This window comes from Emticicia oligotrophica DSM 17448, from assembly GCF_000263195.1.
Lineage (GTDB): Bacteria > Bacteroidota > Bacteroidia > Cytophagales > Spirosomataceae > Emticicia > Emticicia oligotrophica.
The window spans coordinates 401,664-427,577 of record NC_018748.1 but is presented as its reverse complement, the minus strand read 5'-3'; the positions used below and the strand labels follow the sequence as shown (position 1 = coordinate 427,577).

The window sequence follows — 25,914 nt, the reverse complement described above, 5'->3', positions numbered from 1 at the left end:
TTCTTTTATCTCATTACCTCTACAAACTTTCCATCTTGGTATTTGATAATAGGTACTATCTGATTTTCGTTTGAACCATTAGTATAATCAAATCCATCTAAAGTGTAGCCTTGCGTATATTCAATGGCATTAAGATGAGTTCTTAAGTAGTTTTTACCTGTATGGAGCATTCTTCCATAAAACAATAATATATCATAACCCCAGTAGCTATAAAACGAAGGAGCAATATTTTGTTCATTAAAGTAAATGCTTCTAAAATTTTTTACTTCTTCTTTATCACGGTTTACATAATCTAACTTTATCAAATAAAGGTCTCGATTAAATATATTCAACGATGCTCCTTCAAAATCAAAGGCTGATGAGGTGGCAATAATTGGTGAGTTGATTTTCTTCTTATCAAGAGCACTAATAATTTTCCCGCCAAAAGTTTCTTCACTCCCAGATACGAAAACGTGACTGGGCCTACGACGAGTATCAATATCTTCAGCGTTTAAAAATTTCTTTATTGTAATCACTTCTATTCCTGCACTAATAGCTTTATCGCGATAGGCATATGCAAATGTAGAATCCTTCCGAGTATTCCCGAAATAAATAGCTACCGTACGTCCGATTGATTGATTTTTTACATATTCTAATGCTTTGGCCGCTTGTGTTTCAAAAGAGGGTGACGCTAGAAAGGTATTTTTCTCATTAGTGATTAGCTGTTGATTGTTTGAAAGCGGATGAACTTGAATTACATCATTAGATTTTGCATAGTTATTAGCAATTTTATTAGCTTCAGGATAAAGCGGTCCTATAAGTAAATCAACTTGAGAGAATTGACTTTCATCTACTATTGATGAAATCGAGTTCGCATCACGGTCAATATCAAACGTTAATAAATTTACATTTATTTGTTCTGATTCGAGTTTGCTTTTTGCCAATTTCATACCAGCATATAAATCATAGATATATTGATTAGTACGATTAGCCTTTGCGGGGTCAAAATCATTTAAGCGAAACGGTAATAAAATAGCCACATTAACCACTCCTTTATTTTCGCGTTTGGCAGCATTTTTCTTAGCAGAATTAGCGTTTTCGCCTAAACTAAAGCGGTTGGTAAGTCGGTCAGAAAGTTCTAAATCTTCTTTGTTTACGTTTTTGCTTTTTTGAATATTATCAACTAAAAGCTGAGCAATTATTGGATTGTTGGGGAATTTTTGATTCAATAATTTAAGTTGCGTTCTATCAGAAACTTTACTAAAATGATAGTAAAGCATATTATCTAGGTCTTTCTTAAAAATTGGGGCAGTTATCCGATTTACATATTGCATACCTTCATCTATATTATTATCAGAAAAGGAGGCATTGGCGTATAGATAATAAGCTTCATCAATTTTATCCCAATCTGGATAGCGTTCAAATAATTGACGAAGATAGACTCTAGATTCGAAGAATTTATTTTGTTTGAAAGAACATAAAGCGTGGTAGAAATGGGCGTATGGCACCATCGCATTGTTATATTTTCGATGTGTGAGTGGAGTTAGCTCATTTTGTGCCTCAATGTATTGTTGGCTTGCGTAGAGTTGTACGGCCTTCTTGTATTTTAGGGCATATTCTCTCTCCGAAAGCGTAGCTTGTTGGGCCAACAATGCCTTGGATAGGAGCAAAAAAATGAAAAGACAATAGCACCTTTTCATAGGTTAAATTGTTGTTTAGAAGCCCTTAAAAGCCCTCTCTTTTTATTAGAGAGGGCTTGGGGTGAGGTTATTACTTTTTCTTTTTCTTATCTTCGTTTTGTCCTTTACGATTCTCCTCTGCCATTTTTACCTGATTTTCCATAAACTGAGCAAACTTACCCTTTTTAGGTGGGTTTGACTTAAATTTAGTTCGGTTTTCATCTAAGATTTTACGAATCTTATCTTCATCAACGAAGCGACGTACAATTTGTTGTTGGGCAATTGTCACTACGTTTGAAACCAAATAATAAAAACTTAACGCCGCAGGAAAACTATTTAATACAAAGAAAAATACAAGCGGGAATACGTAGCTCATTTTCTTCATATCAATTGGCCCTGGTTGGTCAGGTGTAATTTGATTATTGTAATACGTAAATGCTAAACTTGAAATAGTCATTAATACTACAAATAAACTAATGTGGTTACCAATCAATGGCAAGTTTGTTGCCCAACTAATTGGGTAGTCATACGTTGAAAGGTCGGATGCCCATAAGAAATTTTTCTGACGGAACATAACCATGTTCGGGAACAAGAAAAACACCGACATCAAAATTGGCATTTGTAAAAGCATTGGTACACAACCACTAAGCGGATTCACACCAACTTGCTGATAGAGCTTCATTTGCTCTTGTTGCATTTTTACTTGGTCATCGCCAACTTTTTCTTTGATAATGGCCAACTCAGGAGCCAATATACGCATTTTAGCGGAACTAATATACGATTTGTAAATTAAAGGCGTAAGGATTGTTTTTAGAACCAATACTACTACGATAATCAACAAACCATAGTTGCTAATAAACGATTCAGCAAGTTTAAAAAGTGGTACGAAAATGAAACGGTTGATAGGTTTGACAAAATCATAACCCAAGTAAACGTTTCTATGGAAACCATCGGCTACAACTTTTACTAAATCATAATCATTAGGACCGAAGTAGAAGCGGAAATTTCCTTTACCTGTTTTTAGGTCTGATACAGCTAAATTTGCATCAATTTCAACAGTTTTTACTACGTCTTGGCTATTTTCTGGAGTTAATGCTCTAAGCTTCGCTCCTGAAAGTGGTTGGTTTTTTGATACAAAACCTGTAACAAAATATTTTTGCTTGAATGAAAACCATTTGATTGGGTCTTCTAGGGTCACATCAGCATTTCCTGCCGAGTTTGCACCTAAATCATCAAAGTCATCTTCTTTTGCATTCCAATAGTTGATTTGAGCAGACTTGCGGTTTTCAGCAATATCATGTTCTAATACTTTTAAATTATCTTGCCAAAAGAATCTTACTGGCTGATTTTGTACTAAAGCATCAACGCCTACAAAATTGAGGTCATAATCTATTGTATAGCCTTGGCCTTTGATGGTGTAAACTTGCTCAATGTATTGATTTTGGCCTAAATTTAAACGGAAAGAAACTTTTGTTGAGTCGCCCTCTTTTACAATTGTTGGCTTTGAGTCTGAAGTAAAGTATAATTTCTTTAAATCTACTTTCCCTTTATTGGTTTGTACTTCCAAACTCATATTTGAGCTTTTGCTATCAAATAATACTAAAGGATTTTTAGTTCCTTTCTGAAAATCAGCATACGTTGAATAATTCTTCAATACTGCTTCTTTAATTGAGCCACCAAGCGTGTTAAATGTAAATTTTGCATCTTGGTTTTCGATAACAATATCTTGAGCTGTGCCTACTGCCGCACTGGCAAAATCGCCGAAAGCGGCTTTGAGTGCAGTGGTATCATTCGATACATTTGGGGTAGCAATTGTTTTAGCCTCTGTTTTTTGAGCGACCTTCGCAGGCTGTTCAGGTGGGGTTTGTGGCATAAAATACATGTAGCCTGCCCACATACACATCAACAACACGATACCAATCAGCTGGTTTTTATCTACTAATTTTTCCATTAAAGTTTATAAATGCGTAAAAAAATATGATGGCAATAATTAGATTGCCGTTTTGTTTCACAAAATTCGCAAAGTTTAGTTATAAATCCTAATCAAGTATCTGACACTTAGACCGTTAATCATAAAATAGCCTTATAACATCAAAAAAACAATTGAGTCATAAGGCTATTAGGTATATTTTCTTAGATAATGCAAGTAAATTTTACATTTTAATAATGAAATTTAACGAGCAAAAGTCTAGATTATTTTTTCAATTTTGAATAATCGATGGCGGCTTTCACGAAGTTTACAAAAAGTGGATGAGGATTCATCACCGTACTTTTTAGTTCTGGGTGAAATTGTACACCTATAAAATAAGGATGATTCGGTAACTCAACGATTTCTACTAAACCACTATCTGGATTTATTCCTGAAATTACCATTCCTGAGGCTTCGTAGTCTTTTAAGTATTTGTTGTTAAATTCCCAACGATGGCGATGACGTTCGCTGATATTGGCTTTGCCATATATTTTACGAGCAAGCGTTTTATCTTTTATTTTACATCCATAGGCTCCTAAACGCATTGTACCACCTTTATCGGTAACACTTTTTTGTTCTTCCATTAAATCAATTACAGGAAATTGTGTTTCTGGGCACATTTCAGTTGAATGGGCTTCTGGTAAACCAATTACGTTGCGGGCAAATTCAATACAAGCCATTTGCATGCCTAAACAAATACCGAAGAATGGAATATTGTTTTCACGAACATATTTTACAGCCGCAATTTTGCCTTCAATACCACGTTCTCCGAACCCTGGGGCTACTAAAACCCCATCAAGCCCCTTGAATTTATTTGCTATATTATCTACTTTAAGACTTTCTGAGTGAATCCACTCGATAGTTACCTTGCATTTATTGGCTGCTCCAGCATGAATAAATGATTCGATGATTGATTTGTAGGCATCTTTTAACTCTACATATTTACCTACTAAACCAATTTTTACATTTTCTTCTGGATTTTTATATCTATTCAAGAATTCTTTCCAAGAAGCTAAGTCGGCGTCTTGGTCGTTGTAAATATCGAGCATATAAAGTACACGTTGGTCAAGACGCTCTTTTTGCATCAAAACGGGTACATCATAAATCGTTTCAGCATCAATAGCTTCGATAACCGAACTTTGCTCAACATTACAGAAAAGTGCAATTTTTCTGCGAATGTCAGATGGTAATGGATGTTCTGTACGACAAACGATGATGTCTGGCTGAACGCCCGATTCTTGCAACATTTTTACTGAGTGTTGCGTAGGTTTAGTTTTTAATTCACCCGCTGAACTTAAATAGGGAACTAATGTTAGGTGAATGGTAAGAAGATTGTCAGAACCCAAATCCCATTTAAGTTGGCGTACGGCTTCCACAAATGGCAATGATTCGATATCACCCACACAACCACCCAACTCAGTGATTACGATGTCATACTCGCCAGTTTCGCCTAATTGTAGAATATTACGCTTAATTTCGTCGGTAATGTGCGGAATTACTTGTACAGTTTTGCCCAAATAGTTGCCTCGACGCTCGTTGGTAATTACGTTATAATAAATGCGTCCTGTGGTCACATTATTAGCTTGTGAAGTTGGTACATTTAAAAAACGTTCGTAGTGGCCTAAGTCAAGGTCAGTTTCTGCACCGTCGTCGGTTACATAGCATTCGCCGTGTTCGTAAGGATTAAGAGTGCCCGGGTCAACGTTGATATACGGGTCAAATTTTTGGATAGTTACTGAAAGTCCTCTAGCTTGCAAGAGTTTGGCAAGAGAGGAGGCAATAATGCCTTTGCCGAGTGAAGATGTTACGCCACCCGTTACAAAAATATACTTTGGGTTGCGTTTGGGCCCGTTTACTGACATGAGTTTTTGGTCTTTGATTAACGGGATACAAAGTTACGGAATTTTGGTGGATTCTCGGAACTAAACTTTTATAACTTTTTGCAATGATTTTGTAAGTGTCTAACTATGAATGCTTTACTTACTTAGGTTTGTTTTAATGCAGTTGTAAATTAAGTTTTCTTCATACTTTTCTTCTACATTATTTTGCTTTCTTATAACCTTAATTTTAGATGGATACTCCTCTGAAGTATATTCATAATTATAGCTATAAGTAACTTCTCCGTTATCCGTATAAATTTTACTTAAAGTTGGATTGTTCTGATTTTGAAAGTAAGTAGTATTTTCTCCACCCGTAATTGCTGAAAATATTGTAAAATAAAGCATTGTATTTGCAAGTGAGGCATTAATGTATGGCGATTTGTGATTATCAAACTCAAGATTTTCTAATATTACTTTACTTGTATTGTTTTCAACGATATTGATTTTACGGATATTACCATTACCATCATATTCGATTTTTGTGACAATTATTTGGTCGAAAACTGGTAAATTCAAATCAATTCGTTCGGCTTGTTTTTGCGAGTTTGTATAAACTTTACTTTTGAGTTGAAAAGGCTTATTTCTACTATCTTTTCCAATAAAATTAATCATAGTAAGCGTCCCTTGGTTATCATAGCTATACTCCACGTAATAGGTGTCATCGAATGTACTGTTTACTTTCTTAGGTAAATTATTTTCGTAACTAATTTGGTTGAAATCTGGAAAGCCGTCGATTTTAATAATCTGGTTATCAGTATTATAGTTGAAGTTATAATTAATTCCATGCCCATTGTCGGCGGCTTTTAGGTAGCATATATTCTGAGTTGTTGTTTCTGTTGATGAGTTTGGTCTGATTAAAAGTTGAATTTCTTTATCGCCACATGAAAGCAAACAAACTGTTGTCAGTAAGCTGAATAAAAGTGCATATTTATTACTTGTAGAAAACATTAGTATGGCTTTTTTGAATTTATAGTGGCTATTTTAAACTAACAAACGCAATAATAATTTATTGTTTTGCTATTACAGTGTCTAACAATAAACTTGCCAATTATCTCAATACTTAAAATTAATTAACTATTTATACTAAAAATAAACACTTTAGCATCTCTAACTGTTAAAGATTTATTCAGATATAAAGTATATGATTACCAAAGAACAGTTGGAAATTTATCGTAAAATCGGAGATAAAGAGGCAGATGAAATTATTAAACAGCTGGTCGAAAATGAAGGTATTTCTAAACTTCGGTCACTTATTTCTTCCTTTTCCGATTATCAAAACCTTGATATTGATGCATATCCAGCTATTGTTGAAGCATTTTTAACAGAAAACTCTTCCTTCCCAGATTTCTACGATAAAAAGAAACTCATTCGTGCAACTGATTTTTACCAAGAAAACCAAGAGCATATCGGACTAATTTTAGGTCTTTATTCGCTCCCTTATTGTTATTTGGGGGCTGATGGAGCAAAGGTTTTGTATTTATCGGAGAGAATCAAAAATGATACACTTAAACGCCTGACAGAAACTGGTAATTTCTTGAAAGCAGTGATGAATTATGATAATTGGCAGAATAAAAAAATATTCATTATTTGTCTGAAAGTCAGGTTATTACATGCCTCTATTAGATACTTTACGATTCATAGTAATAAATGGGAAATGGCGTGGGGTTATCCAATTAACCAGGAAGATATGCTGGGTACAAATCTTGCTTTTTCATTGATTGTTTTACGAGGGATGGAAAGATTAGGTTTTACAGTAGATAAAGTTTATGAAGACGCTTATTTGAATACTTGGAATGTAATTGGGTATTTATTAGGCGTTGAGGAAAGCCTAAAGCCTAAAACTTATGTTGAAGCAGTGAAGATTGATAAAGCTATTGCAGAACATCAATTTCGTGAATCATTGGAAGGCCAAGCGTTAACCGCATCATTATTGAAAGTAGTTCGTTCGTTTGCCCCTAACAATTTAACTGCCGATTTATTGCAAGCTCAATCTCGTTTTTTGCTTGGTGAAAAATATGCCAAAATGCTTAAAATTAGCGAAACAAATATCTCAAACACTTTGTTGAAAGTATATAATACTACTTCGGCTTTGATGTCGAAAGTATTTTAATTAGTAGTATAAGTTTTCTACATAATTAAGTTTAGGTCCAAAAACTTTATCGCTTTAATTGACAGGTTAGAAACCTGTCCTACAAGATATGACACAAGAAAAAATAAGACAAGCATATACTGAATACATTCTTGAGCATGGTAAGCAGCCTGAGTCGGTTTATGCATTTTGTAAGAAATTGAAAATCAAAGAAGTTGATTTTTATGAGGAATATTCGGCTTTTCCACAAATCGAAGCTGAAATTTGGAAAAATATGTTTATCCAAGCTCGTGCTTCAGCTGAAAGAGAAGAGGTTTATCAAGGGTATTCGGTACGTGAAAAACTTTTGGCCTTTTACTATACTTGGATTGAGGTTTTGAAGAATAATCGTAGTTATATTTTAAAGTCATATGAAGGCTTTGATAAACCAATTTTTATGAAAAAAAATGTTGAATTGGTTGATTTCAAAACATCTTTCTATGATTATATCAATGAATTATTGCTTGAAGCCCGTGAGACTCGCGAGGTTGAACAACGTCCAATTCCGCAGTTAATGCAGCGTTATCCAGACTTATTTTGGTCAAAAACTCTTTTTATTCTTGATTTTTGGGTGAATGATACCAGTAAGTCTTTCGAGAAGACCGATACAATGATTGAAAAAACGGTTAATACCGCTTTTGACTTATTGGGCCGTTCGCCACTCGATTCTTTATTTGATTTAGGAAAGTTTATTTTTCAAAACAGAAAGTAACAACAAGTTTTTAACTTGTTATCGCAACATGAATTCACAAGAAAGTATTCCCACATCGAAAGTTGCTCGTGCTACGCAATTTGCAAAGGCTAGTGTGAAAGTAGGGGGTAACTATATCAAACATTACGGTAAGAAACTTTTTGACCCCTCGCTTACCAAAGAGCAATTACACCAAGAAAATGCTACCGATGTATATGAAACATTGAGTAATTTGAAAGGAAGTGCTCTGAAAGTTGCTCAAATGATGAGTATGGATAAAAACTTATTGCCAAGAGCATATACTGAAAAGTTTGCCATGTCGCAGTATTCCGCTCCGCCACTTTCAGCTCCCTTGGTAATCAAGACTTTCAAAAAGTACTTTGATAAATCTCCTTCTGAATTATTCGATAAGTTTAATTTGCAAGCCGAAAATGCGGCCTCTATTGGTCAGGTACACCGTGCCGAAAAAGCTGGCAAGAGAATGGCGGTGAAAATTCAGTACCCCGGAGTAGCCGATAGCATTAGTTCTGATTTAAAAATGGCTCGCCCGCTGGCAGTTCAATTATTAAATTTGAATGATGCCGAAGTTGACCGTTATTTTAAGGAAGTAGAAGAAAAGCTCTTGGAGGAATCAGATTATGAACTCGAACTACGTCGTTCAGTAGAAATTACGAAGGCTTGTAGTCATATTCCAGATTTGTTTTTTCCGAAATATTACCCAGAATACTCTTCTAAGCGAATCTTAACAATGGATTGGCTTGATGGTATGCATTTGAAAGAATTTTTAGAGACAAATCCCTCACAAGAAATTAGAAATCGAATAGGTCAAGCTCTATGGGATTTTTATGATTACCAAATTCATACGCTTCGTCAAGTTCATGCTGACCCGCACCCAGGAAATTTCTTGATGACCTCCGACGGTAAATTGGGAGTGCTTGATTTTGGTTGTGTGAAGGTGATTCCTGATGATTATTACGATAATTACTTTGCTTTAATTAATCCTGATACTTTAGAGGATGAAGATGAAATTCAAAGAATTTTTTGGAAATTAGAATTCATTGTAGAAGAAGATTCGCCGAAAAATCGTGTGTTTTTCTCTGATTTATTCAAGCAAATGATTCGTCTATTGGGCAGGCCGTTTAATTCACATACTTTCGATTTTGGTCAAGAAGGGTACGTAGATGAAATTTATGGATTCTTTGATTATGTAGCAAAATTGCCCGAATTGAAACAATCGAAAGCCGCTCGTGGTTCGCAACATGGATTGTATGTAAATCGAACTTATTTTGGACTTTATACAATTTTGAATGATTTGAAAGCTGAAATAAAAACCACCAAACCAGAATGGCTTACACCTAAGCATTTGAAGGGAGAGGCTGTTTAGAGTCATCATAAATAATATTTGTAGAGCCGTTATCATAATAGAATAGTTTGTACTTCTATTGTGGCAATGGCTTTACTTTTTTAGACATATTCATTGCAAAATTCCTCATTTTACCTTTAGTTTGTTTATGCTTTAAACCTATGTTCACGTAGAGCAATTTTCTAAATTGCTTTACCTCAATAGCAATTTAGAAAATTGCTCTGCTTTAAAACCTATGAAAATCTCAAAAATTGCATTTTTAATTTTGTTTTCGTGCTTGAGTGTAGCACTATTTGCTCAAAAAAACTCGTTTATTTCTTCGCCCAATAAGCAGATTACATTAAAGGTAGTTCTGACCGAAAATGGAAGCTTAGCCTATCAAGTTTCTTACAAAAAGAAAACTATTATTGAGCCTTCAACGCTTGGTTTTTCTTTTAAAAAGCCAGAAGTATTGCTTAATAGGTTTCAGATAGTTGGTGTAGATTCAAGTAGTTTTGATGAAACTTGGAAACCAGTATTGGGCGAAGTGAAAAGTATTAGAAATAATTATAATCAGTTGATAGTTAAGTTGAAAGATAGTTCTAAGCCTGATTATCTATTGAATATTATTTTTAGAGTATTTGATGATGGTATTGGATTTAGATATGATTTTCCGAAGGAATCAGCTATCAAACATTTTATCGTAAAAGATGAATTAACTCAATTTAATTTGGCAGGAAATCATAAGGCTTTTTGGATTCCGGGCGATTATGATACAAACGAGTATCTTTATAATACGACTAAATTGAGCGAAATTGATGCCGTAAAAGCAGCCAAAAAAGAAACGGATATTGCATTACAGGCAGTCATCGGAGTAAATACCGTTCAAACACCTTTGATGATGAAAACTGCTGATGGAGTTTATATCAATATTCATGAAGCAGCATTGCTGAATTATCCTGCAATGAATATTACACTTGATAAATCTACTTTTACATTTACTTCGCATTTGGTTCCCGATGCTGTGGGTAATAAAGCGTACTTACAAACGCCTTTCCAAACGCCTTGGCGGACGATTGTAGTGAGTGATAAAGCCACCGAAATACTTTCCTCTAAATTAATTTTGAATTTGAATGAACCTTCAAAAATTGCTGATGTTTCTTGGATAAAGCCTCAGAAATTTATTGGAATGTGGTGGGAAATGCACGTTGGAAAATCAAATTGGTATAAAGAAGGGGGTAAGCATGGGGCAAACACCGAAAATGTAAAAAAATACATTGATTATGCCGCTAAACACGGTTTTGATGGCGTATTAGTGGAAGGTTGGAATGAAGGTTGGGAGGATTGGTTTGGAAATTGGAAAGAAAATGTTTTTGATTTTGTAACACCTTATAGCGATTATAATATTGATGAATTGACGGCTTATGCTAAGGCTAAAGGTGTAAAAATTATCATGCACCACGAAACTTCTGGTTCTGCTACGAATTATGAAAGACATTTCGATAAAGCCTATCAATTCATGAAAGACCATGAAATGAACACGGTAAAAACAGGTTATGTTGGTCGAATCATTCCACGTGGCGAACACCATGATAGCCAATGGATGGTAAATCATTATCAGCGTGTAGCCGAAAAAGCGGCAGAATATAAAATTATGGTCGAAGCTCATGAGCCAGTGCACCCGACTGGTTTGCATCGTACTTATCCTAATTGGTTAGCAAATGAAGCCGCTCGTGGGAATGAGTTTAACAACGCACCAAATCTGGGCCTTGTACCTGAGCATGAAACCATTCTTCCTTTCACACGATTGATGGGTGGTCCGATGGATTATACCCCGGGATTTTTTCATTTTCAACTTAATCAATATGATGCTAGCCGAACCACACGCGTGAAAACAACTTTGGCTAAACAGTTAGCTTTGTATGTAACTATGTATAGTCCATTACAAATGGCTGGTGATTTTCCTGAGAATTTTGATAAACATTTAGATGCTTTTCAGTTTATCAAAGATGTGCCTGTTGATTGGGATGATACTAAAATCTTAGAAGCCGAACCAGGTGATTATATAACCATTGCTCGTAAACAAAAAGGGAAAGATAATTGGTTCGTGGGGGCAATTACCGACGAAAATGGCCGAAAAACTACCATAAACCTTGATTTTTTAGATAATAATGCTCGTTATGAAGTAACTATTTATCAAGATGCAGCAGATGCCGATTGGAAGAAAAATCCTGAAGCATATAAGATTGATAAGAAAATTCTAACCAACAAGGATGTGTTAAATGTAAGCCTCGCAAATGGAGGGGGGTGTGCAATTAGTTTGATGAAATTAAAGTAATTAGATAGTTAAGCATCAAAAATTAAGTAGCTTTAACCTATGATAGATGGTTAAAGCTATTTTATTAACGAATCTGTCCAATACCAGATATTTAAGGTATTATAATTCTTTTGTCCTATTTTTGCATAAGTAATTACACTTGTTAATTTAATAAAAATCATTCCATGAAAAAAATATCGCTTTACCTATTATTGGTTTTGGTATCGGTTGCTTGTAGAACCTCCAAAACTACCCAACAAACACAAAATGAAGTGGCTGTTACATTTTTACACATGAATGATGTGTACGAAATATCGCCTTTAGATAATGGAAAAATAGGTGGAATGGCTCGTGTGGCTACGGTTCGTCAAAATTTATTAAAGGAAAATCCCAATACAATTACTGTTCTTTCTGGTGATTTCTTGAGTCCATCTGTTATCGGAACTCTTCGTTATGAAGGAAAATCTATCAAAGGCAAACAAATGGTTGATGCCATGAATACTGTGGGCGTTGATTGGGTTTGTTTAGGCAATCATGAATTTGATTTAGACCAAAAAGATTTACAAGAAAGAATTAATGAATCAAAGTTCAATTGGTTGAATACGAACGCTTTAGAGAAAATTAACGGTGAATATGTTCCATTTGGAAAAGTTATCAATGGTACAAAAGTTCCATTTTTAAAAACAACTATTTTGAATTTTAAAAATGCTTCAGGTGAAGAGGTAAAGGTAGGTATGTTTGGTATTCTTTTGCCTTCAAATAAAAAAGATTTTGTGCTTTACGAAGATTTTTATGAAGCAGCAAAGAAAGCCTATGTGGAGCTAAAACCTAAATGTGATTTTGTAGTAGCTCTCACACACATCAACAAAGTAGAAGACCTCAAGTTAGCCGAAATGCTTCCAGATGTTAAGCTATTAATGGGTGGACATGACCACGATAATATGCGTGAAAAAATTGGAAACGTTATCATGGCTAAAGCCGACGCAAATGCTAAAACTGTATATATTCACCGATTTGTATATAATACTAAAACAAAAGAAGTGAAACTAACTTCTGAGCTTAAGAAAATTGATGATACGATTGCTGAAGAGCCCACCACCGCTGCCGTAGTAAAGAAATGGGAAGATATTCAAGATGGTGCTTTTAAAGCATTGGGTTTAAATAAAGATGAAGTAGTGGCCGACTTGAAAGAACCTCTTGATGGACACGAGAGTGCAGTACGTAATGCACAAGGAAGTATGGGTAATATGATTGCTAAAGCTATCTATGCATCAGCTCCGAAGTCGCCCGATTGTGCTTTTTTCAATGGTGGTTCAATTCGCGTTGATGATAATATTTCTGGCAAACTTACGCAGCTTGATGTATTACGTATATTGCCTTTTGGAGGGAAATTAGTAGAGATTAAACTTCGTGGACGTTTATTAGAGAAAGTACTTCAAACTGGCCTTGAAAATAAAGGTAGCGGTGGGTATTTACAATGGGAAAAGATTGCTTATGATGAGGTGAAAAAAGAATGGAAAATTGATGGCAAATTATTAGATGTCAATCAAGATTATACGATTGTTACTAGCGATTTCTTATTTTCGGGAAAGGAAAGAAACTTAGGTTTTTTTACTAAGCAAAATCCAGATGTGATTTCTGTTGTTGATAATTTCCCTGATAATGATGTTAGAAATGATATTCGCAAGGCAGTCATTGCTTATTTGAAAAATCAAAAGTAATGCTGGGCTATACTTTTTCTTTAGGGTCATGGTAGAGAATCTTTGAAACTACCGTGACTTTTTTATGAAAAACCATCGCTATTTTTACTTAATATTGCCTTGAATTGTGTGTAATCTATAACTGATGAGTTATAAAGATGATACAAAAAACTAACTTCGTATTTGATTTTTGTATTAGTTTGGATTTGAGACGACTAATAATTGACCTTCAATGAGACAATATACAAAGATGAATTGTCGTATAATTTTATAATGAAGAATGGATTGGTAATTTTGGCTCAAAAGATTAAACTAATAATATTTCCTACGCTTTGTTGGGAATTAGATTGGGTTATGCTTTTTTCTAATACCTTAAAAATAAGTGTGTTATCTCTGTTTTGTCTTTCGCTCAATGCCCAAAATAGTTTTTCATTTTTGAATATTCCTACACACGCACGTGTCAATGGTCTAGGAGGAATAAACGTTTCGTTGGCAAGTCAAGACATAAATTTTATCAATTCTAACCCTGCACTTTTAGATTCTTCTTTGAAAGGGCAAATTGGACTAACTTATTCGCCATATTTAGCTCAAAGTCATTTATTAGTTGCCAATTATTCTCCAAAATTCAAAACAGCGGGCACATGGGCATTTAGTATTCAAAATCTTAGTTATGGTACTTTTCAAGGAACTGACGCTATTGGAAATCTAACCAATGAATTTTCGGCTAATGATTTTGCTCTTACCACAACATACGCAAGACAAATCAATAACATTACTTTCGGAACTACTGCTAAAATGGTTGGTTCTATACTTGAATCATATAGTTCATTGGCTTTTCTTACTGATTGGGGAGGCATTTTTAAGCATCCAATTCACGATTTTACAATAGGATTAGTTGCTAAAAACGTAGGATATGTCTTGAAAAGTTATGGTAATATTCGTCCTGATTTACCATTTGATTTGCAAATTGGTACATCATTCAAACCTAAGTATATGCCAGTAAGATTTTCCTTCACTGGGCATCATTTATATACCTTTAATATTATCAATAATAATCCAAATCTAAATTTCAAGTTTGACGAACAAGGAAATAAAGTGCCAAAGAGTTATTCTGTTGCCGATAAGATTTCGCGACATTTTATCACTGGGGCGGAATTGTTATTTCATAAAAACTTTAATCTTCTTATTGGGTATAATTTTTTAATACGCAAAGAGTTAGTTGTCAATGGATTGGGTGGTGCTTCTGGGTTTTCATTTGGAGCTAATCTTCGCCTGAAAAAAATTGATTTTTGCTTTTCTCATGCTTTTCTTTCTGCCAAAGGCCATACGTCGTTTAGTCTTATTTGGAAAAAGTAATTTACCGAGTTGTCGATAAAAATATCTTATTGGTCGATAGAAAAAAAAACTTTTTTCTATCGGTCGAGTATTTATAGGGAAGAGTATATTTTACGGAATGAATTAGGAATAGATATCTAAGTTTGTACATAAACTTTATGCTAAACAATATTCCTATGATACGTTTAATCTTCACTTTACCTCTTTTATTTATTAGTTGGTTGATTAATTTTAGTTCGACAACTCTTCCAAAGCATGGTAATGAAATGACCATGTGTGGCATTTCTACAATTGATGCTTATATACCTTCTTTAGATAAGGTTCAAGTTGAAAATATTTTTGAAAATGATACAAGTAAGGCCTATTCAATGCCTTTATTGAATAAAACCGCCAAAGGTGATATAATTCTTTCATGGACTGAAAAAGATAAACAAGGTATCACTTCCTTTTGCATGGCATTTTCAAAAGATAATGGGAAGACTTTTTCTGAGAAAAGTACAATTTTTAGCGGAACTGGAATCGGAAATAGTCGTATGATGCGTGCAAAAGTATTGGCTAAAAAAGATGGTACTTTAATGGCAGTTTTTACCAATAGTACAACTTCTTCATCAAGTAATGGTGGACGAGGTGGGCGTTCATCAAACATTGTTTATTGTGTTTCAAAAGATGGATTAACTTGGTCAGCTCCTTTACCAGTTGATTCTGATCCAAAACAAGGTATTGTTCGTGGCTTTTTTGACGCGATAGTTCTACCCAATGACGAAGTTGCAGTAGTTTATCTGAAAGATGTTGCTAATAGCACAAAGTTTGAGGAACGTGATTTACGCTTAGTTTTAACCAATAATGGTAAAATGCAACCAGAAAAATTAATTGACCCTGTAGTTTGTGATTGTTGTCCAATTAATATGCTCGTAGATACCGACGGATTCCTGAATATTATTTATAGAGATAATAATGAGAATATTAGAGACATGGCAAGGATGATTTCAACTGATAATGGTCTAACTTTTTCAAAGCCAGAAATCATACATAATGATGGGTGGAAAATCAATGGTTGTCCTCATAGTGGAGCCGTGTCGAGTACTTATGGGAAATCGGCTTTAGTTGCTTGGTTTTCAGGAGTAGAAAACGAATCTGGTATTCGTTTGACAACAAGAGAAGGTAAAAAACTTTTAGTTTTAGAAGATGTTACTGCCAAGAATCCTTATTTGGTTGAAACCTTTAAGGCTGGAGTTTTGCTATGGGAGCAAAATACCGAAAATAGTGTGTCGAAAATTGCTTATCGTAAAGTTAATAATGATAATTTATCGGAAATTTTGTGGGTTGATGGTTCTGCTAATGCAACTAATATGGTAGCATTAAATGTTGGTAATCAGATACTTACAGCCTATGAGGTCAAGCAATCAAATAAAAAAAATATTATCAAGCTTAGCCATGTAGCTTTGTGATTTTTATTAGTTAAATTATTAAAATAGATACTTTTTGAGTCGTATATTTATTTATATTATATTCAATCAGAAGAAACAGAAACTACATTTGTGGTTTCTGTTTTTTGTTTTTTCATTGCTTAAATTACCTTTGCAATACAATACTTAAACGTAAGTAAAATAAAAGAACTAGAATGTCGAAAAAGATAGAAAACCTTACACCACAGCAAATCGTAAACGAACTCGATAAATATATAATCGGACAAAAAGAAGCCAAACGAAATGTAGCCATTGCCTTACGTAATCGTTGGAGAAGGATGAATGCTTCTCCCGAAATGGTGGCCGAGATTATCCCTAATAATATTTTAATGATTGGTTCAACGGGGGTTGGAAAAACAGAAATTGCTCGTCGTTTAGCAAAAATTGCAGATGCCCCTTTTGTAAAAGTAGAAGCTTCAAAATTTACTGAAGTAGGCTATGTTGGCCGTGACTGTGAAAGTATGGTACGAGACCTGGTCGAACAATCTGTAAATATGGTAAAGTTGGCTAAAAAAGAAGAAGTAAAAGCCAAAGCTTTAGATGTAGTCGAAGATAATCTACTTGATATTCTGATACCACCTGTAAAAGATAAAAAAGAAACAGGCTTTGTGATTGAAGAAGACAAAAAAGAAATTGAAGAATACACTGAATCGTTATTGAATGAAAAAACACGTGAAGCTTTCCGAACAAAACTCCGTAATGGAGAGCTTGACCATCGAAAAATTGAAATAGACATTCAATCTTCTTCAATGCCTAATATCGGAGTAATGGGTGGGCCGATTGACGATATGTCAATGCTCAATATTCAGGAAATGTTAGGGGGGATGATGCCCAAAAAGGGTAAAAAGAGAAAGTTAACCATCGCAGAGGCTCGAAAGATTTTGTTAGATGAAGAAGCATCTAAGCTAATTGATATGGATGAGGTGAAAGAAGAAGCTATTTGGAAAGCTGAAAATCTTGGAATTATTTTTATTGATGAAATAGATAAGATTGCTAGTACTGGAAAGTCGGGTGGTGGAGCAGATGTGAGTCGTGAAGGAGTTCAACGAGACCTTCTCCCAATTGTAGAAGGAAGTGCCGTGAATACCAAGCATGGTACCATTAAAACTGACCATATTTTATTTGTTGCGGCGGGTGCATTTCACGTGTCTAAACCTTCCGATTTGATACCTGAATTACAAGGGCGTTTTCCTATTAGGGTAGAATTAGAAAGTTTAACTGAAGACAATTTCTATCAGATATTAAAGGCTCCTAAAAATGCCCTGACGAAACAATACATAGCAATGCTCGAAGCAGAAGGAGTAAACTTAATTTTTGAAGATGATGCATTACGTGAAATTGCCAAAATAGCATTTGAAGCTAATAGCGAAGTAGAAAATATCGGAGCTCGTCGCCTTCAAACAGTAATGAGTCATCTCTTAAATGAAATTATGTTTGATGTGCCAGATAATATCATCAGTAGTTCATCAATCACTATTACAAAAGAGTTAGTTTCATTACGTCTATCTGGCTTAGTAAAGAATCGAGATTTAAGTCAATATATTCTTTAGTCATCAAATAGTTCCAAAATGAAAAGGGCGTGAAAATATTTTCACGCCCTTTTCATTTTGATGTATCAGAATTATTTCGAAACAACTTTAATATCAGCACTATTACTACTTCCACTATTACCAATTGCATCTATACGGGTATCTGTAATTCCTTTCGATAGTAGTCTTTTCTTAATAGCAAATGCCCTTTTAGTAGCCATGGTTTTGTTATCCATACCAACGGCATCGTTAGAATGTCCTTGAATTTGTATCTGTAATTTAGGGTATTTATTAAGTAGAGCAGCCAACGCGTCAATAATTGATTCAGACTTTGAATCTAGTGCTTGAGAACCTTTAATAAAAGCAAGATTGGTCATAGGGAAAATCTGTCCAACTGGTTTAGTTTTATCAGAAATATAGGTATCTAAACTTGCCTCTAATGTATTAGTTGGCTCGGTGGCACTTGAAGCAGGAGTTGCCATGGCAGCATTCAACGAATCCTTAATTGCTACTGAATCAATGATGGCCTTAGTAATCGTATCGGGTTGAATAGCACTAGAATCCATTTCGATTTGTTCTTCACCCTGAATACCTTGTGAAGGCTCATAATAATTTTTATACCAATAATACCCTCCACCAAGTAATACGATAGCCACTAATCCTACAACTACCCATTTGATAGAAGATGGTGAAGTCGAAGATTCTTCTTCTTCATTATCTGGTTCAGGAGTTGTCGGACTTGGTTTATTGATTATGGTTTCCTCAGCATTGCTTTTACTTTTTATCGCAGCAGGTTTTACAGAAACTGCTCTTTTAGCCGAAGAAAATTTCGGTGAAAGCAATTCTTGCAGACCTAATTGAGGAATCATTTTCTCTAATAAGTCTTCAGGAACTAATTTGAAAAGTGGCTCATGGTGGTCGCTCAAAAAAGTAATTAGGCCATCAACATCAAGTTTATTCGTACTCATTTCTCTGCTAACAGCATCAATTAGTATCGGAGCAGCAAGGCTCGAATACATAGTTGAAGAGTTTTTCTTGATGCCAGCGTAAATACCAATCATACTGACCAATGGACTCTTATACGCAGGGAAAATTTGGCTAATTAGTCCATCACCTATCTTTAGTATATTATCTAGTTTTTCTTTTTTATTCAGATAGGAAGAAATATCCCCGATTAATTCACCGCCTTGATTGCCCTTCTGAATTTGATTGAAAAGCATATTTACACTCATCATACTACCCGTACGACGAACCAACCCCGCTACTAAAGTATAAAATATTCCATCTAATGCTTTTCTTGTTTTCGCTGGCTCTTCATCAGAAAGTTTGGCAATTTTTGATACCACTTCTTCAGTCAGAGCCTCGTTCAACGTATCAAATAAGTTCATAAGTTTATTTTTATTTAAAAATTGGCAATAGTTTTCAGCAAAATTTATAATTTGGTGCAAAACAACACAAAATTACGGATTTTTATTAGAAAATTCTCACCTTTTTATTGACAAGCATCATAAGTTTTATGGAAAACCATTACTTTGTGATAAATATCATTCAAAATAAACGTTTGATTATCAATTGAAATATAATACAATTTTTATATGGTTTTTATAAATTATTAATTACATCTATCGACCAAAGTCAGTATTAATTTGACTTTCAAAACAGTAAATTTTAACTATGTCTAAGCAAGAAAATGAAAAATTACGTAGCCATGATTGGTTTGGGAAAGAAGGAAAAGATGGATTTCTCTATCGAAGTTGGATAAAAAACCAAGGTTATCCTGCTCACCAATTTAAGGGTAAGCCAGTAATCGGTATATGTAATACTTGGTCTGAGGTTACACCATGCAATGGACATTTTAGGGAATTGGCACAATCGGTAAAAAATGGTGTTTATGAAGCAGGTGGCTTTCCACTCGAATTTCCTGTGATGTCGCTTGGAGAAACCATCATTCGTCCAACCGCCATGCTTTATCGAAACTTAGCGGCCATGAGTGTAGAGGAAAGTATAAGAGGTAACCCGTTTGATGCCATCGTATTGCTTACGGGCTGTGATAAAACAACTCCTTCCTTGGTTATGGGGGCTGCTAGTAATGACCTCCCAACTATTGTAGTACCCGGGGGGCCAATGCTCAATGGTCGTTTTCAAGGTAAAGCCATCGGTTCGGGTACTGCTGTATGGAGATTTGCTGATGATTTAAAAACTGGTAAAATGACACCCGAAGAGTTTGAAGAGGCTGAATCTTGTATGAGTAGAAGTGTGGGGCATTGTTCAACGATGGGAACGGCTTCAACCATGGCTGTTATGGTTGAATCATTAGGTTTAACATTACCAGGGGCATCTGCCATTCCAGCCGCCGATTCTAGAAAAAAAGTATTGGCTCACATGTCGGGTATGCGTGCAGTTGAATTAGTGAAAGAAAATCTGACAATGTCTAAAATATTAACACGTGAAGCCTTCGAAAATGCCATCATGATGAATGCAGCGGTTGGAGGTTCTACTAATTTGGTGCTCCATTTATTGGCTATTGCTGGCCGTATAGGGGTAGATATAAACCTTGAAGATTTTGATAAAGTAGGAAGTAAAATGCCTTTTTTATTAAACCTCATGCCGTCGGGTAAATATCTTATGGAAGATTTTTACTATGCAGGAGGCCTTCCAGCGGTGATTAAAGAAATGGAGCGTTATTTACATCGTGATGCTATAACGGTCAATGGTAAAAGTTTAGTTGAAAATTCAAAAGGAGCAAAAATTTGGAATGAAGACGTGATAGCCACAGCCGACAATCCGATTTTAAAAGAAGGAGGTATTGCAGTTGTTAAAGGAAATCTCTGTGAAAATGGAGCTGTTATTAAACCATCAGCGGCTTCACCTCATTTGATGCAACATAAAGGAAAAGCTGTTGTTTTTGAAACAATCGAAGATTACCATGCTCGAATCGATGACCCAAATCTCGAAATTGATGAAACTTCTGTAATGGTACTCAAAAATGTGGGTCCTAAAGGCTATCCAGGTATGCCAGAAGTAGGAAATATGCAGCTTCCTAAGAAAATACTTGAAAAAGGAATCACTGATATGGTGCGTATTTCTGATGCTCGTATGAGTGGAACTGCTTATGGTACAGTATTCTTGCATGCTTCTCCCGAATCGGCAGTGGGTGGAACTTTGGGTTTAGTGCAAAATGGAGATATGATTGAAGTAGATGTGCCAAATCGTAAAATTCATTTACACGTTTCGGACGAGGAATTGGCTGAAAGACGTAAAAATTGGCAGCCAATAGATTTAGGATATGACCGTGGTTATACTCAATTATATATCAATACGGTTATGCAAGCAGATAAAGGAGCAGATTTGGATTTCTTGGTGGGTAGCTCCGGCAATATTGTTAAGCGAGAATCACACTAAAAATAATACCTTGACGAAAATACGACAATAAGGAGCTTTTTGTTTATTCAAAAAGCTCCAAACTTTTGATTCTCAGCCCCACAAATATGAAAGTAAATTTATTTTACCTTGGCCTAACACTAATAGCTTTGCTGGTAGAGTGTTTAGTTCATGATTTAATTGAACCAGTAGCGGCCTCTTTTTGGTCAAATAACCTAAGAATTATCTCCAGCTTAATCTTGGCGGCTTGGTATTATCAAATGCAAAAAAGTAGCTTTTATACACCCGAAAAATGGATGTTGGTAAGCATTCTATTGCCAATTGTTATTTCTCTAACCATGTATTTAATGTTAGAAAAGTATGCAATTATAATAAACATTACGGTTAATCTGACTATGCTTGGTATTTTGATTTATTGTTTTAAAAAATTGGGAGCAAAAATCAATTTTAAAGATTCCAACGATACTTTTAACAAAATTTTCCCTGCTTTTTTTATTTTTCCTTTTGTTTTCTACTTTTTCGTGTTATACAACGCTTTATCAGGAATTTACGCAATTATTGTCTTTATATACGTTTTGATTTTTTCATATACTGGTATTTTATCGGTTTTTTTACCAATCAATGAAAACAAACGCCTTTTTATTATCATTGGTATCACATTATTGGTGGTTGCCAATATCATGAATGCTTACCATACATTCTTAGAGAAAGTACCTTGGGGTTATCCAGTCATACGAACCATTACAGTTATCTCAAGAGGTATGATAATTTATGGTATGGCAAGAGCAATTAAATACGTTGAAAAATCAAATCAGCAACCTTTAAGACATGTCAAAGTTTAATATTTATAGTTCATCTGCGGGGTCGGGAAAAACTTTTACACTAGCAAAAGAATATTTAAAACTCGCTCTCGGAAGCGATAAGTCATATTATTACAAGCGTATTTTAGCCATTACGTTTACCAATGATGCTGCTTCGGAAATGAAGCAACGTATCTTAGATGCCCTCAAAGAAATTTCTGATGTTCAGAATTTTAATGAAAAATCTAAGTTCTGGAAAATGTTTAGAATGATTGCCGATGATATCAGTTTATCGGACGAAATTCTACAAATTCGAGCAGGGGCAGTTTTCAATAATATTATTCAAGAATATTCCGATTTTTCAGTAAAAACTATTGATAGCTTTGTTAATCAATTAGTTAGTGCTTTTACCGAAGACCTTGGTCTTCCCTACAATTATGAAATTGTTTTAGATAAAAACTCTGTCATGACTGAGGCGGTTGAACGCCTCATTGAAAAGGCAGGAGTCGAGGAGTATCAGGATATTACAAAGGTTTTAGAACGTTTCATTGAAGAGAAAGTTTCGGATGGGAAAAGTTGGAATTTGGTTACTGAAGAACTGGCTAATTTTGGTAATCACCTCATAAACGACCAATATTATTCTTCATTAGTGAAACTTGATTCTCTTGACCCACATGATTTTTGGTCGATTTCAAATAATATTTATGCTTATTTACAATGGTTTGAAGATTCTATTGTGGGCTTAGCGAATAATGCCATTCAATTTATTGAAAATCAAGGACTTAGTGTTGACGATTTTACGCAGAAAAATAAGGGTATCGGTGGGTATTTTTATAATATGCGAGATGATTTTGAGAATGAATATTTCGTAAAAAAAGACAAATCTCCCAATTCCTATCATTGGGCGGCTATCAATGACGATAAATGGTATAGTGCCAAAACACCAACTCCTGTAAAAGTAGCAATTGATTCTATCAAAGATGATTTGATTAATATTTTCAATGAAATGCAGGAATTTCGTGATAATCATTTGTCGAAATTTACACTTTTTACCTTGCTCAAACCTAATCTTCGAAAGCTTTCTCTACTAAAGAAAATCAAGAAAGAGTTTGATGAAGTACTAGAATCGAAAAATCAGGTTTTTATTTCGGAGTTTAATCGAAAAATTCTGAAAATTATCCTTTCCGAGCCTGTACCATTTATTTATGAACGAATTGGCGAACGCTTCAATCACTTATTGATTGATGAGTTCCAAGATACTTCAGATATGCAGTTTTATAATTTGCTGCCGCTCATCGAAAACTCTTTGGCCAACAACCATTTTAATCTCATTGTGGGCGATGCCAAGCAAGCAATCTACAGGTGGCGTGGTGGAAAAATGGATTTGATTGTGCAACTTTTTAAGAAAGATATCGAGCCATTGATTCAGAATCCTTTGATTCAAGAATTTCAAATTGAGCAATTCTTGACGGTTTCAAATTATATTACCTCAAAAAACCTTACGACTAACTACCGAAGTAGCCGAGAAATCATCGAATTTAATAACCGTTTTTTCGAGACTGTTCTTAACGATTATCAACATATTTATAAATTTTTACCTAATGTTTATTCGGATTTTCGTCAGGAAATTCCAGAAAATGCCAAATCGGGCGGCCATGTCCAAATTGAATTTCTTAATTATGTAAAGGGCGAAGATTTAATGTTGAGCCGAACTGTTGAAATTATTGAAAAAGTTTTAGCTGAAGGCTATTCAATGGGAGATATTGCTATTTTGTGTAGAAAAAATAAAGAATCTGCTGAGATTGCTAATTTTTTAACTGAGGCGAATTATAAAATCATTTCTCGTGATTCACTTTTACTCAAAAATTCACCGATTGTAAGGCTTTTGGTTGCCTTCATGCGAGTAGTGAACCAGCCCGATAACCGTTTAGCAAAGTCGGAAGTGGCGTATTTGTTTTATCAAATAATTTTGGGTCAAATTCCTGATAATCAAGCAAATGATTTAATTTCTGAGGCAGTTGATGCTCCCCAAATTGTTGATTTCTATACACTTTTTACGCAGCATGGGTTTGAATTAGATATTGTGAGCCTGACCAAAGCTGGTATCTACGAATTGGCCGAAAAGATTATTCATATCTTTAAATTATTTGAACGAACCGACCGAAAATCCTATATATTTAGATTTTTAGATGTGGTGCTTAATTTTAGTCTGAAAGAAAGTAATCACCTACAAGATTTCCTAAAATATTGGGATGAGAAAAAGAACTCTTCTTCCCTTTCGGTTAAATCGCCATCAGAAGAACAAGCCATTACAATTACCACCATTCACCGTTCTAAGGGCTTAGAATATCCAGTTGTTATCATTCCTTATGCACAATGGGATACCCGTCCAAATCATTATTCTGAACTTTGGGCAAACTTAGAGGAGGTTGATTATGAAGAGTTTAAAACAGAGAAGCAAGATGGATTTGCTCAATTGGCTTCAGCTCCAATTAAAATAAATGGTATGCTCGAAATGACGGAATTGGGGCCGCAGTACGCAAGAGAGCTTGAAGCTACTTTCCTTGAAAATCTCAATATGCTTTATGTGGCTTTTACGCGAGCAGTTGATAAATTATTTGTTATTTCTGGTAAAAATCATCACCAAAAAATCCAAGGAGTAGGCGATTTAATGTACGGATTTCTTTCAGCAGCCGAATTATTTGTGCCCGAACAAAATCAATTTGTGGTCTATGAAGGGAGATTTATTAAAAAAGAAGAGCCAAAAACAGAAATATTAGATGTCATTCACATGCCCAAAGTTGTGAGCGAAGATAGAAGTCATAGACTGAGATTACGAAGAATTTCGGAAAAAATCTTCGACTCCGAAACTCTTGATAAAACTAAAGACCGAGTGAATAAATTGCACGAAGCATTTGTCAAAATCAAAACTCGAAAAGATATTTCTAAAGCAATTCAATTGCTTGAATTTGAGGGAGTTATAAGTCCTAAAGAAAGTGAAAGTATCAAAGAAAATATTGAAAAAATAATTTCTTTGCCTGAATTAAAACCCTTGTTTGAAGATGGTTTGCAGGTTGAGAACCAACGAGAAATTTTATTGAATGGAGCAGAAGCCCAATGCCCTGACCGTGTAGTAATGAAAGATGGCGTTGTATATATAATTGATTATCAAACAGGTAGTAGTCATGATACACAACGCCACGAACGCAATGCCCGTCAAGTGAGAAATTACGGTAAACTCTACCAACAAATGGGTTATGAAAAAGTAGCGATGATGATTGTATATTTATCATCGAATGAAGTAATAAACGTTGCTTAAAAGATGAATATTTTAGGTGGTATAATTTTACCTCTCTTAATTGTAAGTATTCCTTTATTGTTGATTTGTTTAGCTTATAAGTATTTGAAGCATAACTTTTGGTTTACAGTAGCCACTGTTATTGCAAGCGTTGTTATTGGTGCTTTTACGCCATTTATAGCTGTATTTATAAGTGCAAATGTAATTGCAAGAAGTATGATGAACGTTTATCATAAATCATTAACAGGAAGTGCTTTCTTTCTTTTGTTTGGGAGTGCTTTTACATTTGCTGCGTTTATTTTAGGAATCATAGCGTGTTTAGTAAGCTACAAGATAAAGGATAAGATTTGATAGTTTTCTCATCAAATTACTCGAACCTTTAGTCTTACGGACTATGTAAATCTATTGTTACTGTTCAAC

Annotated in this window: 17 protein-coding genes; 12 read left to right on the top strand and 5 right to left on the bottom strand. The window is 34.7% G+C overall.

Annotated elements, in window-relative coordinates; translation table 11 throughout:
* Positions 1 to 5: 5 nt before the first annotated feature.
* The 4 genes from EMTOL_RS01910 to EMTOL_RS01895 all read right to left on the bottom strand — a co-directional run bounded on the left by EMTOL_RS01910 (position 6) and on the right by EMTOL_RS01895 (position 6,455).
* Positions 6 to 1,679, bottom strand: coding sequence for an ABC transporter substrate-binding protein (locus EMTOL_RS01910; RefSeq protein WP_015027573.1), 1,674 nt, complete (start codon positions 1,677 to 1,679; stop codon positions 6 to 8).
* Between the two features lie 70 nt (positions 1,680 to 1,749).
* Positions 1,750 to 3,609 carry a membrane protein insertase YidC gene (yidC, locus tag EMTOL_RS01905; RefSeq protein WP_015027572.1) on the bottom strand — a complete coding sequence of 620 codons (1,860 nt, stop codon included), beginning with the start codon at positions 3,607 to 3,609 and terminating at the stop codon, positions 1,750 to 1,752.
* Positions 3,610 to 3,851: 242 nt separating this feature from the next.
* The gene (pyrG, locus tag EMTOL_RS01900; protein WP_015027571.1) at positions 3,852 to 5,489 is read right to left on the bottom strand and encodes a CTP synthase; all 1,638 of its coding nucleotides are present in this window, start codon (positions 5,487 to 5,489) and stop codon (positions 3,852 to 3,854) included.
* Positions 5,490 to 5,603: 114 nt separating this feature from the next.
* Complete coding sequence (locus tag EMTOL_RS01895) at positions 5,604 to 6,455, bottom strand: hypothetical protein (RefSeq protein WP_015027570.1); 852 nt, start codon at positions 6,453 to 6,455, stop codon at positions 5,604 to 5,606.
* A gap of 193 nt (positions 6,456 to 6,648) precedes the next feature.
* On the opposite strand from EMTOL_RS01895, the gene EMTOL_RS01890 reads away from it, so the two are divergent.
* The 8 genes from EMTOL_RS01890 (at position 6,649) to hslU (ending at position 18,036) form a co-directional block, all read left to right on the top strand.
* Positions 6,649 to 7,617 carry an oxygenase MpaB family protein gene (locus EMTOL_RS01890; RefSeq protein ID WP_015027569.1) on the top strand — a complete coding sequence of 323 codons (969 nt, stop codon included), beginning with the start codon at positions 6,649 to 6,651 and terminating at the stop codon, positions 7,615 to 7,617.
* Between the two features lie 88 nt (positions 7,618 to 7,705).
* Positions 7,706 to 8,347, top strand: coding sequence for a TetR family transcriptional regulator C-terminal domain-containing protein (locus EMTOL_RS01885; protein WP_015027568.1), 642 nt, complete (start codon positions 7,706 to 7,708; stop codon positions 8,345 to 8,347).
* A gap of 28 nt (positions 8,348 to 8,375) precedes the next feature.
* Complete coding sequence (locus tag EMTOL_RS01880) at positions 8,376 to 9,710, top strand: ABC1 kinase family protein (protein WP_015027567.1); 1,335 nt, start codon at positions 8,376 to 8,378, stop codon at positions 9,708 to 9,710.
* Between the two features lie 214 nt (positions 9,711 to 9,924).
* The gene (locus EMTOL_RS01875; RefSeq protein WP_015027566.1) at positions 9,925 to 12,006 is read left to right on the top strand and encodes a glycoside hydrolase family 97 protein; all 2,082 of its coding nucleotides are present in this window, start codon (positions 9,925 to 9,927) and stop codon (positions 12,004 to 12,006) included.
* Between the two features lie 164 nt (positions 12,007 to 12,170).
* Entirely contained in the window at positions 12,171 to 13,706 is a 1,536-nt protein-coding gene (locus EMTOL_RS01870; protein ID WP_015027565.1) for a bifunctional metallophosphatase/5'-nucleotidase, read from the top strand.
* A 252-nt stretch (positions 13,707 to 13,958) separates the two neighbouring features.
* Complete coding sequence (porQ, locus tag EMTOL_RS01865; protein WP_052315333.1) at positions 13,959 to 15,041, top strand: type IX secretion system protein PorQ; 1,083 nt, start codon at positions 13,959 to 13,961, stop codon at positions 15,039 to 15,041.
* Between the two features lie 155 nt (positions 15,042 to 15,196).
* On the top strand, positions 15,197 to 16,468 hold the full coding sequence (locus tag EMTOL_RS01860) for a sialidase family protein (protein ID WP_015027563.1): 1,272 nt from the start codon (positions 15,197 to 15,199) through the stop codon (positions 16,466 to 16,468).
* A 173-nt stretch (positions 16,469 to 16,641) separates the two neighbouring features.
* Positions 16,642 to 18,036 carry an ATP-dependent protease ATPase subunit HslU gene (hslU, locus tag EMTOL_RS01855; protein ID WP_015027562.1) on the top strand — a complete coding sequence of 465 codons (1,395 nt, stop codon included), beginning with the start codon at positions 16,642 to 16,644 and terminating at the stop codon, positions 18,034 to 18,036.
* A 71-nt stretch (positions 18,037 to 18,107) separates the two neighbouring features.
* Here hslU and EMTOL_RS01850 read toward each other — a convergent pair whose 3' ends face one another.
* Positions 18,108 to 19,403, bottom strand: coding sequence for an OmpA family protein (locus EMTOL_RS01850; protein ID WP_015027561.1), 1,296 nt, complete (start codon positions 19,401 to 19,403; stop codon positions 18,108 to 18,110).
* A gap of 286 nt (positions 19,404 to 19,689) precedes the next feature.
* Between EMTOL_RS01850 and EMTOL_RS01845 the strand changes: the two genes are divergently transcribed.
* From EMTOL_RS01845 to EMTOL_RS01830, 4 genes are all read left to right on the top strand, one after another.
* A complete protein-coding gene (locus EMTOL_RS01845; protein WP_015027560.1) occupies positions 19,690 to 21,417 on the top strand; it encodes an IlvD/Edd family dehydratase in 1,728 nt (575 codons plus the stop codon).
* Positions 21,418 to 21,503: 86 nt separating this feature from the next.
* Positions 21,504 to 22,238 (top strand): hypothetical protein, encoded by a 735-nt coding sequence (locus EMTOL_RS01840; RefSeq protein WP_015027559.1) that lies wholly within the window; start codon positions 21,504 to 21,506, stop codon positions 22,236 to 22,238.
* Complete coding sequence (locus EMTOL_RS01835; protein WP_015027558.1) at positions 22,225 to 25,515, top strand: UvrD-helicase domain-containing protein; 3,291 nt, start codon at positions 22,225 to 22,227, stop codon at positions 25,513 to 25,515. Before EMTOL_RS01840 ends, EMTOL_RS01835 begins: the two co-directional genes overlap by 14 nt.
* Positions 25,516 to 25,518: 3 nt before the next feature.
* Entirely contained in the window at positions 25,519 to 25,845 is a 327-nt protein-coding gene (locus EMTOL_RS01830) for a hypothetical protein (RefSeq protein ID WP_015027557.1), read from the top strand.
* Positions 25,846 to 25,914 lie beyond the last annotated feature (69 nt).

Bases quoted from the DNA above. Each gene is read 5' to 3' on its own strand.
- EMTOL_RS01910 (WP_015027573.1), bottom strand. From the start codon at position 1,679: ATGAAAAGGTGCTATTGTCTTTTCATTTTTTTGCTCCTATCCAAGGCA.
- yidC (WP_015027572.1), bottom strand. From the start codon at position 3,609: ATGGAAAAATTAGTAGATAAAAACCAGCTGATTGGTATCGTGTTGTTG.
- pyrG (WP_015027571.1), bottom strand. From the start codon at position 5,489: ATGTCAGTAAACGGGCCCAAACGCAACCCAAAGTATATTTTTGTAACG.
- EMTOL_RS01895 (WP_015027570.1), bottom strand. From the start codon at position 6,455: ATGTTTTCTACAAGTAATAAATATGCACTTTTATTCAGCTTACTGACA.
- EMTOL_RS01890 (WP_015027569.1), top strand. From the start codon at position 6,649: ATGATTACCAAAGAACAGTTGGAAATTTATCGTAAAATCGGAGATAAA.
- EMTOL_RS01885 (WP_015027568.1), top strand. From the start codon at position 7,706: ATGACACAAGAAAAAATAAGACAAGCATATACTGAATACATTCTTGAG.
- EMTOL_RS01880 (WP_015027567.1), top strand. From the start codon at position 8,376: ATGAATTCACAAGAAAGTATTCCCACATCGAAAGTTGCTCGTGCTACG.
- EMTOL_RS01875 (WP_015027566.1), top strand. From the start codon at position 9,925: ATGAAAATCTCAAAAATTGCATTTTTAATTTTGTTTTCGTGCTTGAGT.
- EMTOL_RS01870 (WP_015027565.1), top strand. From the start codon at position 12,171: ATGAAAAAAATATCGCTTTACCTATTATTGGTTTTGGTATCGGTTGCT.
- porQ (WP_052315333.1), top strand. From the start codon at position 13,959: ATGAAGAATGGATTGGTAATTTTGGCTCAAAAGATTAAACTAATAATA.
- EMTOL_RS01860 (WP_015027563.1), top strand. From the start codon at position 15,197: ATGATACGTTTAATCTTCACTTTACCTCTTTTATTTATTAGTTGGTTG.
- hslU (WP_015027562.1), top strand. From the start codon at position 16,642: ATGTCGAAAAAGATAGAAAACCTTACACCACAGCAAATCGTAAACGAA.
- EMTOL_RS01850 (WP_015027561.1), bottom strand. From the start codon at position 19,403: ATGAACTTATTTGATACGTTGAACGAGGCTCTGACTGAAGAAGTGGTA.
- EMTOL_RS01845 (WP_015027560.1), top strand. From the start codon at position 19,690: ATGTCTAAGCAAGAAAATGAAAAATTACGTAGCCATGATTGGTTTGGG.
- EMTOL_RS01840 (WP_015027559.1), top strand. From the start codon at position 21,504: ATGAAAGTAAATTTATTTTACCTTGGCCTAACACTAATAGCTTTGCTG.
- EMTOL_RS01835 (WP_015027558.1), top strand. From the start codon at position 22,225: ATGTCAAAGTTTAATATTTATAGTTCATCTGCGGGGTCGGGAAAAACT.
- EMTOL_RS01830 (WP_015027557.1), top strand. From the start codon at position 25,519: ATGAATATTTTAGGTGGTATAATTTTACCTCTCTTAATTGTAAGTATT.